This is a genomic window from Brachybacterium sp. AOP42-C2-15 (genome assembly GCF_052377065.1).
Classification (GTDB): domain Bacteria; phylum Actinomycetota; class Actinomycetes; order Actinomycetales; family Dermabacteraceae; genus Brachybacterium.
This window is the reverse complement of sequence record NZ_JBQSWK010000029.1, coordinates 45,926-55,316: the sequence shown is the minus strand read 5'-3', so window position 1 is coordinate 55,316 and position 9,391 is coordinate 45,926. Positions and strand designations below refer to the sequence as shown.

General features: G+C 68.9%; 9 protein-coding genes. 4 read left to right on the top strand and 5 right to left on the bottom strand.

The genetic code is table 11. The annotated features are described in order from the left end of the window. From ACT3SQ_RS14735 to ACT3SQ_RS14725, 3 genes are all read right to left on the bottom strand, one after another. Window positions 1–352: DUF899 family protein (locus tag ACT3SQ_RS14735; RefSeq protein ID WP_444601271.1), on the bottom strand; the 352-nt coding region annotated here is incomplete at its 3' end. Further along, window positions 352–1,074 (bottom strand): dihydrofolate reductase family protein, encoded by a 723-nt coding sequence (locus ACT3SQ_RS14730; protein ID WP_444601270.1) that lies wholly within the window; start codon window positions 1,072–1,074, stop codon window positions 352–354. The genes ACT3SQ_RS14730 and ACT3SQ_RS14735, both read right to left, overlap by 1 nt. Before the next feature lie 110 nt (window positions 1,075–1,184). Then, window positions 1,185–2,249 (bottom strand): tellurite resistance/C4-dicarboxylate transporter family protein, encoded by a 1,065-nt coding sequence (locus ACT3SQ_RS14725; RefSeq protein WP_444601269.1) that lies wholly within the window; start codon window positions 2,247–2,249, stop codon window positions 1,185–1,187. 170 nt (window positions 2,250–2,419) lie between these two features. On the opposite strand from ACT3SQ_RS14725, the gene ACT3SQ_RS14720 reads away from it, so the two are divergent. The 3 genes from ACT3SQ_RS14720 (at window position 2,420) to ACT3SQ_RS14710 (ending at window position 5,675) form a co-directional block, all read left to right on the top strand. Then, window positions 2,420–3,859, top strand: coding sequence for an MDR family MFS transporter (locus ACT3SQ_RS14720; protein ID WP_442331890.1), 1,440 nt, complete (start codon window positions 2,420–2,422; stop codon window positions 3,857–3,859). 94 nt (window positions 3,860–3,953) lie between these two features. Continuing rightward, on the top strand, window positions 3,954–4,700 hold the full coding sequence (locus tag ACT3SQ_RS14715; RefSeq protein ID WP_441445897.1) for a helix-turn-helix transcriptional regulator: 747 nt from the start codon (window positions 3,954–3,956) through the stop codon (window positions 4,698–4,700). 177 nt (window positions 4,701–4,877) lie between these two features. Further along, a complete protein-coding gene (locus ACT3SQ_RS14710; RefSeq protein WP_441445896.1) occupies window positions 4,878–5,675 on the top strand; it encodes a VOC family protein in 798 nt (265 codons plus the stop codon). A 103-nt stretch (window positions 5,676–5,778) separates the two neighbouring features. Here ACT3SQ_RS14710 and ACT3SQ_RS14705 read toward each other — a convergent pair whose 3' ends face one another. Further along, window positions 5,779–6,693 (bottom strand): NADP-dependent oxidoreductase, encoded by a 915-nt coding sequence (locus tag ACT3SQ_RS14705; RefSeq protein WP_441445895.1) that lies wholly within the window; start codon window positions 6,691–6,693, stop codon window positions 5,779–5,781. A gap of 150 nt (window positions 6,694–6,843) precedes the next feature. On the opposite strand from ACT3SQ_RS14705, the gene ACT3SQ_RS14700 reads away from it, so the two are divergent. Then, the gene (locus tag ACT3SQ_RS14700; protein WP_441445894.1) at window positions 6,844–7,338 is read left to right on the top strand and encodes a flavin reductase family protein; all 495 of its coding nucleotides are present in this window, start codon (window positions 6,844–6,846) and stop codon (window positions 7,336–7,338) included. Window positions 7,339–7,351: 13 nt separating this feature from the next. Here ACT3SQ_RS14700 and ACT3SQ_RS14695 read toward each other — a convergent pair whose 3' ends face one another. Then, window positions 7,352–9,358 carry a BCCT family transporter gene (locus ACT3SQ_RS14695; RefSeq protein ID WP_442331898.1) on the bottom strand — a complete coding sequence of 669 codons (2,007 nt, stop codon included), beginning with the start codon at window positions 9,356–9,358 and terminating at the stop codon, window positions 7,352–7,354. Window positions 9,359–9,391 lie beyond the last annotated feature (33 nt).

Below are 9,391 nucleotides of genomic sequence, written 5' to 3'. Positions count from 1 at the left end.
GCGAGACGCCGTGGGCGTTGAGATAGGTCGCGTCATGGAGGTGCCATGCAGTAGTGGTGCAGCCCTCGCACTGCCCCTGGTGCGGGGCTCCGTCGTGCCACATGTGCTGGTAGACCACGAGCCGGTCGCGGCCTTCGAAGAGGGAGAGGAAGGGCACGGGGCCGACCGGGCCGGTCACCAGGGTGCTCCCGTCGACCTCCACCATCGGCAGCCGGCGCCTCGCCGCAGCGATCGCGTCCCCCTCGCGGGTGTGCGCCTTCTCCCGCACCAGCAGCTCGTCCCGGGTGGACTGCCAGGACGCCATGTCGACCACGGGCGGCAGGCCGGTGGGCTCCCTCGACGACGTACTCATCACTCGGCCTCCCCGGTGCGATCCCACGCCGTGCCGGGAGGCTCCGGCAGATAGGTCGGCACGTATTCGAGCAGCTGGAGGCCGCCGTCGAAGGTGCGGGCGGTGACGAGTTCGAGGGAGAAGTCCTCGAACTGCTCCCAGATCCGCTCGAGCCCGGTGCGCCCGGTGATCACCGGGAACAGGATGATGCGGAAACGGTCCATAAGCCCCGCCTTCAGCAGCGAGTGGCTGAGGCGGATACTGCCTGTCGTGGTCAGCGGTGAGGTCGCGGTGCGCTTGAGCTCCCTGACCGCTTCGACCGCATCGGTGCTGATCAAGGTGGTGTTCGGCCAGGCCAGAGGCTCCTCGAGGGTGGAGGAGAAGACGATCTTCGGCAGCTGCGCCATCTGGGCGAAGCTAGCTTTCTCCTCTTCGGAGACGTCGATCCGCTGCGCCTGCTCCGCCATCCTCGCCATCAATCGGTAGGTGGTGGCGCCCATCAGAGTCACCGAGTCCGGCTGCTCACCGAGCCAGGCGAGATACTCCGGGCTCTCGAGCCCCCACCAACCCGGCCAGCCCTCGCCGGCGGCGCAGCCGTCGAGGGAGAGGATGAAGTCCACCAGGAGCTCTCCCGCTCCCTCGCCGGGTGCCGACGCTCCGCTGGTCCTGCTGGTCCCGCGGGTCCCGCGGGCCCCGCGGGTGCCTCTGTCCTGGGGATTGCTGCTGGTGCTCGCATCGCTCATCGCGATCGCTCCTAGAGTCCGGTCCCGGCGTCCACCGAGGCTCGTTCCCCTCCACCCAAGCACTCACGGGCGCAACCGTCCATGGTCCGCAGCAGACGGGTCTCGCGGCGTCAACCCCTCGGGCCGCGCAGGCCTCGCAGCAGCGTCATCATCAGCCCCGCCGCGACCGCGATCCACGCGAGCACCGCGAGCACCAGCCCCGCGATCCCCACCCCCTCGACCAGCGGCAGGTGCTCCACCCGGCCGAGCCGCAGCGAGGCGACGGCGAACATTCCCAGGGGGAACACGATCGACCACAGGGACGGGACGTAGCGCAGCGGCACCCGATGGATCGCATGGCGCCAGAAGCCGGCGCCGGCCAGCAGCGGGTACTGCCACAGGGCGAAGCACCAGAAGATCACGACGGTTCCACCGATCAGCCCGCGGGCGGCATCGACCATCGGCACAGGCTCCATGGCGTAGATCCCGGCCCCGGCGACCACAGAGATCGCGAGCGCGCCCATCGCCACCCAGTAGGTGGGCTCGAACTGTCGAGGGGTGATCCCGAAGTGCACGATCCGCAGGATCACCAGCACCGCGATCCCGACGTACAAGATCGTTCCCACCGACCAGGCCAGCACCGTGAGCAGGCCCAGCAGGTTCGCATAGGCAGGGGTCGCCGGCTCCAGCCCGGACAGGCCGACGGCGAGTGAATGCGAGGCGACCGACCAGATGAACCAGCTGCCGTTGGTGCGGGCGAGGATCGGCTCTCCGTCCCGGGCCATCAGCACCTGCCAGGGCAGCACGTACCCCAGCACGATCCATATCGCGGCGGCCACCCCGAGCAGCACTACGGAGGCCGTGCCGAACCCCACCTGCTGCAGCCCGACGGCCACGACGCAGGCCGCGGCGACGATGGTGAAGTAGCCGAAGGCGATCTCGGGGTTCTTCGCGTCCGCACGCATCCGTGCCCGGTGACGGGTCCAGCGCAGCACGTACAGCACCGCCAGCACGATGCCGGCCAGGGCGGCGAGGACCAGCAGCCCCAGTGCCGCTGCGTCCGCCCCCACCATCCGCAGGCCGATCGAGACGATCCCGGTGCCCATCACCAGCGCGAAATAGCCCGGAGCGAGCCCGGCGAGCGCCCGCTCGGCGCGCACTGGGAGGCTCGGGGACGTCGTGGCGGAAGTGGACACAAGACCATTGTGCGACGGGAACCGTGACCTCTGACAACAGAGACGCTCATCCCAGCCCAGAGACCTTGCACCCAGTGCAACTTCACCCCTAGTGTCGAGCGCGGCGACGAATGCCGCCCGACGAGCGGGAAAGCAGCCCGATGGGGATCACGACAGGAGACGTTCCGAGCATGGGGCAGCACAACGAGGGGACCGACGGCGAAAAGGGCTCCGCACCGGCGGTGAACCCGAACCTCGTGATGGCGGTCCTGCTCGCGGGAGCCTTCGTCATCATCCTCAATCAGACCCTCCTGAACACGGCCCTGCCGGCGTTCATGGTCGACTTCGGCATCACCGCGAACACCGCTCAATGGGTCACCACGCTGTTCATGCTGGTCAACGGGATCATGATCCCGGCAACGGCGTTCCTGATCCAGAAGTTCACCACTCGCACGATGTTCTTCGCCGCGATGGTCATCTTCACCCTGGGGACGATCATCTGCGCCGCCGCCCCGGAATACCCGGTGCTGCTGCTGGGCCGGATCGTCCAAGCGGCCAGCGGCGGGATGATCATGCCGCTGATGCAGACGATCCTGTTCGCGATCTTCCCGATCCACAAGCGCGGCACCGCCATGGGCACCTTCGGACTGGTGATCTCCTTCGCCCCCGCGATCGGCCCCACCCTCTCCGGCTTCATCGTGGACCACTGGTCCTGGCGGTGGCTGTTCGTGATGATGCTGCCGATCGCGCTCGGAACCCTCCTCTTCGCGCGCTTCACCCTGAAGAACGTCACCGAGCAGACGAATCCACGCCTGGACGTGCTCTCGCTGATCCTGTCCTCCTTCGCCTTCGGCGGACTGCTGTTCGGCTTCAGCAATGCGGGCAACGTCGGCTGGCTGAGCCTGCAGGTGCTCATCCCCCTGATCGTCGGCGCCCTGACCCTGGTGTGGTTCGTGCACCGTCAGCTGCGGCTGACGGAGCCCCTGCTCGACCTGCGGGTGCTGAGCAACCGCATGTTCACGCTCGGCACCGTGCTGGGGATGCTGGTATTCATGGCGATGATCGGCGGGATGCTGATGATCCCGCTGTACATGCAGAACATGAGTGACTTCACCGCGATGGAATCCGGGATGGTGCTGCTGCCCGGAGCGGTGATCATGGGCATCATGTCGCCGGTGACCGGGCGGTTCTTCGACCGCTTCGGTGCCTCCGCGCTCGCGATCACCGGCTTCGCGGTGCTGACGGTGACCAGCTTCCTGCTGGCCCGGCTGACCGTGGACACGACCTTCACCTACATCGCGATCGTCAATGCCGTGCGGATGTTCGGCACCGCGATGGTGATCATGCCGGTGACCACCGCCGCGCTGAACCAGCTCCCGCAGCGGCTGATCCCCCACGGGGCCGCCGTGAACAACACCATGCGACAGGTCGCGGCTTCCATCGGCACCGGGGTGCTGGTGACGGTGATGACGGCCACCGCACGGGACCCGGAGGAGTACGGTGTGGCCGGTGCCATCCACGGGGTGAACGTGGCGTTCATCGTGGCCGGCGGGATCGCCGCAGTGGGCCTGATCGGTTCGTGCTTCCTGCGCGGCTCCCGGCCGACCCACGAGGTCACGGACGAGCACTGAGCTGCGCAGAGTCTGCCGAGGACGCCGCCACCCACGGCCCTGTGCCCCGCGAGACCCTTCTGGAACGTCCGGCCAGGACCGTACACTCTGAACTGTGACCACGCTCACGCCCGCTGTCGCGGAGGACAGGTTCGCCTCCGTGCTGCGCCTCGCGCACGAGAACGCCGCCACCCTGGACGTCGCCGACCTGGCGGCGTACGCCGGGTACAGCCGCTTCCATTTCTCTCGGATCTTCAGCGCCCGGGTGGGTATCGGTCCCGGCCAGTACCTCACGGCACTGCGGATCGATGCGGCGAAGCGAATGCTGCTGACCGGGAACGATGCGGTGATCGACGTGGCCGGTGCCGTCGGCTTCGACTCGCTCTCGAGCTTCAGCCGTCGCTTCCGCAGCACCGTCGGGGTCGCGCCGGGGCAGCTGCGCCGACTCGCCGACCGGATCAGCGACCGGCCGCCGCGCCCCTTCGCGCTGCTGCGCCCGCATCCTCAGGCGGTCCGCGTGCACCTGTCGCTGCCCGTGACGGCGCAGACGCGCGGCGACGCGTCGGTGTGGGTGGGCTGGTACCCGCAGCCAGCGCCGATCGGGCTGCCCCTCTCGGGTGCCCTCGTCTCCGGAGTCCCTCACGTGGATCTGCCGCTGTGCGAGGGGGCCCCGTTCCTCCTCGGATTCCTGGTGCCCGCACACGCCGACCCGCTGGACATGCTGGTGCCCGAGCAGCCAGTGGTGGCGGTGCACCCTGCACCGCTCATGGCGCCGGGCGAGGTGACGCTCGAGTTCGCCGCGGGAGGGTCAGCGTTGCGGCCGCCTCTGCTCTCGGCCCTGCCGAGCCTCTGCCGTCGCTGAGACCCGGGTGGCGCGGGGCCGCCCTCGCCCTCGAGCATCCCGGCACGAGCCGCACACACCTGGCCGCACACGCCAGGTCACCGTCCAGGTGCGCAGGATCGGACAAACCTGCGCGACCCGCCCCCTCTAGGTTGGGGGCACCAGGGCCCACGGGTCCACCGCACCCCAGGAGGAATGATGACTCGCAGCACCGGCACCAGCACCTGGCTCGATCTCAGCATCACCGACACCGACGCGGCGAAGGCCTTCTACGGAGGCCTGTTCGGCTGGGAGTTCGAGGACCTCGGCGAGAGCTTCAACCACTACCACCTGATCCGCAACGGCGGCGCCCTGGTGGGCGGGCTGATGAACGTCTCGGGCATGACCTGCCCGGCCGGTGATCCGCTGCCGCCAGAATGGGGCGTCTACCTCGCCGTCGACGACGCCGATGCCCGCACCGCGAAGGCGACGGCGGCCGGCGGCACGGTCATGGTCCCGCCCGATGCGATCAGCGACTCGGGGCGGATGTCGGTCGTCCTCGACGCCACCGGCGCGCCCATCGGCCTGTGGCAGGCCGGGAACCTCGAGGGCTACGAGTTCACGGGCACGCCCGGCTCACCGGTGTGGTTCGAGCTGATGACGCACAAGTACGACGAGGCCGCCGCGTTCTACACCGAGGTGTTCGACGCCCAGCTGGTGCCGATGGCGGAGGAGATGTCCGGGCCGGACTTCCGCTACGCCACCAACGGTCCCGGCGAGAGCGTGAGCTGGGGGCTGTGCGACGCGACCGGCATGATGCCCGAGGACGCCACCGGGTGGCGCGTCTACCTGGGCGTGGGCTCGAGCGATACCGCGATCGCCCGGGTGAAGGAGCTCGGCGGAACAGTGCTGGACGGACCGACGCCTTCCCCCTTCGGGACCATCGCCACGATCGCTGATCCCGAAGGCGCGACCTTCCAGATCAGCGCGATGGGCGAGGCCGAACCCGAGGGATGAGCCCCCACCGGCAGCACAGGTGGTCCCCGCCTGCTCGCTCCGGGGCCGGAGACGAGGACGGCGCTGCACCGCGCAGTGCAGGGCCGTCCTTCGCCTGCGAGACTCAGCGGGTCGCGTCGATGAGGAGCTTGCCGGATTCCGAACCCTCCATGCTCGCTTCGAAGGCCTTCCCCGCCTCGGCGAGCGGAAAGGTGCGGGCGATCTCGACGTGGAGCGCGCCGGCCGCGACCTTCTCGAGCAGGCTGCGCAGCCGTGCGCCGTCGGGCCGCACCCAGACCCAGCGCCCGCCGGCCTCCTCGACCGAGGGATCCGCGATCGAGACGTGCCGGCCGCCGTCGGCCAGGACCGCGAGGGTCTCCTCGCGCACCCCGCCCACGAAGTCCGCGACCGTGCTCACGCCGCCGGGAGCGATCTCGCGCACTCGCTCGACCAGGCCCTCCCCGTAGGTGACGGGCGTGACGCCGATGGCCTGCAGCTTCTCGTGGTTGCGCGCGGAGGCGGTGCCGATCACGGTTGCGCCGCGCTCACGGGCGAGCTGCGCGGCGAGATAGCCGACACCGCCGGAAGCGGCATGGATGAGCAGGGTGTCCTCCGCCGTCAGCTCCAGGGTGTCGAGGCTGCGCAGCGCCGTCAGCCCGGTCAGCGGCAGACCCGCGGCGGCCTCGAACTGCACGCCGTCCGGGATCGCGGCGACCGAGGTGGCCGGCAGCGCGACGTACTCCGCGAAGGTGCCGCCGTGGATGACGTCCTTGCGGCCGTAGGAGGCGACGCGGTCACCGGGCGTGAATTCGGGGGCGTCGGGGCCGACGGCCTCGACCACTCCGGCCACATCCCAGCCGGGGATCACGGGGAAGACCGCGTCGATCAGGGAGTCCAGGCCGCCGCTCATCACCTTCCAGTCGACCGGGTTGACGGAAGCGCGCTCCACCCGGATCAGCACGTTGCCCGGGCCGAGAGTGGGCAACGGGGCGTCGGTGAGCTCGAGAGTGGAGGGGTCGCCGTATTCGGAGTAGGTCATTGCACGCATGAGGGGGCAACGCGTCGCGGGGGCGGTGCATTCCCTGCGGGGTGTCAGGTACACGACGCATATGACGCTGCGTGACGCCGCACGTCCGAGATGAAACTCCTCCCCTGACTCGGAGGCGGTGGGAGGCCTACAGTGAAAGCCATGCTGTCCGACATCGCGCTCCGTGAGGCGTTCTCCCATTTCCCGCAGGGTCTGGTCCTGGTGGCCGCCGAGATCGGCGGAGTCCGACACGGGCTGATCGCCTCGACCTTCACCGTCGGCGTCTCCCTGGATCCGCCGCTGGTGTCCCTCGCAGTGCAGCACAGCTCGAAAACCTGGCCGGCCCTGCACGAACAGGGGCATCTCGGGGTCACGGTGCTGGGCCGTGCTCAGGCGCCGTTCGCGCGCCAGCTCTCGGCGACCGATCGGGGGCGCCGCTTCGACGGCATCGACGTGACGGTGGATCCCCACGGCGCACTCACCCTGCAGCACGCCCCCGCCTGGATGACCGTGCAGGTGCACGACCAGATGCGGGCCGGGGACCACGACCTGGTGCTGCTCGAGGTGCTCTCCATCGACAGCACCCCCGAAGCCGAGGCAGTGGTCTTCCATCGCAGCCGCTTCAAGGAGCTGGCGCACGAGGACCCTGCCGCCTGACACCCCTGGACGGTCAGCGGACAGGTTCGGGGTCTGACCCCGTGCCGCTCGGATCCTCAAGTGCGTCCGCCTGGTCAGCAGGATCCGCATCGTCGACGGAGACGACCTTGCTCTCCCCCGTCTCAGGGATCCAGCCGTCGGCCCATTCCCCGGTGTCGAAGTCGTAGCCGACAGGCTCGCCGTTCTCGTCAGTGCGCTGGTACCACTCGGTGAACTCCCCGTCGGTGGAGTCGACCACGGCGCCGGCGCCCTCACCCGGTTCGGTGCGGACCACCTGCAGGCTGAAGTCGTCGTCGAACTTGTCCACGCCGTCCACGACGGCGTTGTCGATCGCCGCCGCGGCGTACTGCTGGCGCAGGGTGAGGGGGTCGCTGCGCAGCTCCCGCAGCCAGGCCACGATGATCAGGAGCATCACCACGGCGAAGGGCACGGCGGTGATGATCACCAGCGACTGCAGCCCCTGCAGCGCGGTCTCACCGCCCAGCAGCAGCATCACCACCGCGATGCCGCCCATCACCACTCCCCAGAAGACCACGACCGGCTTCGGCGGGCTCTGGCTGCCCTTGGTGGTGAGGATGCCCATCACCACGGAGGCGGAGTCCGCTGCGGTGATGAAGAAGATCGCCAGGATGAACATGATCAGGATCGGCAGGAACTCCGCGAACGGCAGGTTCTCCACCATCGTGAACAGCACCTGGGCCGGGTTCACCGAGTCCATCTGGCCTAGCGAGCCGTCGCGGTACATCGAGATCGCGGTGCCGCCCATGATCCCGTAGGCCAGGAACAGCAAGGAGGAGGGGATGAGGATGACGCCGAGCACGAACTGGCGGATGGTGCGGCCGCGGGAGATGCGCGCGATGAAGACGCCCACGAAGGGCGACCACGAGATCCACCAGGCCCAGTAGTACACGGTCCAGGCGGACTGGAAGTCGAGGGTGTCCTGGCCCCATGAGGCCGAGCGCCCCATGAACTCGAGCAGCGAGCCGAGGTACTCCATCACGGCCGAGGGCAGCAGGTTCAGCAGGAACAGGGTCGGACCCAGGATGAACAGCGCTGCGGCGAAGCCGATCGTGAGCACGATGTTGGTGTTCGAGAGGTAGCGGATGCCGCGGGAGACGCCGGAGACCGCCGAGAGAACGAAGCCGACCGAGAGCACCGCGATGATCACGATCATCATGGTGTTGGTCAGTTCCGAGGCACCCGAGACGATCACGAAGCCCTCGCCGATCTGCAGCACAGCGATGCCGAGCGCGGCGGCGGTACCGAACAGCGTCGCGATGATCGCGAAGATGTCCACCAGCTGCCCCGCCCAGCCCTCGGAGTGCTTCTTGCCGAACAGGCGCTCGAAGATCGAGGACATCAGCAGGGTGCGTCCACGCCGATAGGCCGCGTACGCCACTGCCCCGCCCACCAGGGCGTACATCGCCCAGGCGTGGAAGCCCCAGTGGTAATAGGTCTGTGCGAGAGCCGTGTGCAGCGCCTCGACCGATTCGGGCTCGTTCGTCAGCGGCGGCGGGGTGAGGAAGTATGTCAGCGGTTCCGAGGGTCCCCAGAACATCACGCCGATGCCGAGGCCGGCGGCGAACAGCATCGCCACCCACGAGAAGGTGGAGAACTCCGGGGTCTCCCCGTCCTTGCCCAGCGGGATCTTCCCGTACCGGGAGAAGGCCAGGATCAGCAGGGTCACCAGCACCACCGTGGCGACGGCGTTGAAGAGCCAGCCGAGGTGGGTCATGACCCAGGCATAGGCGACGTTCGCGACGTCGCCGACGCTGGTGGGGCTGACGATCCCCCAGATCACGAAGGCGACGGCGAGGACGCCGGCGACGCCGAACACGATCTTGTCGATGCTGTAGCGACGGCGCTGCTCGTCGATGCCGATCCCCGGCACCAGGGCCGGGTGAATGTCATGGGGGTACTGGGGGCGGGAGTAGTCGAAGCTCGCCAGCGGGTTGCCGGGTGGGCGCCCTGGGGATCCGCCGCGCTCGCCCTTCTCCCTCGGGGCGGTGGGCTCGTCCAGGTTCGTCACGTCGTGACTCCGTTCGGGTGGGGA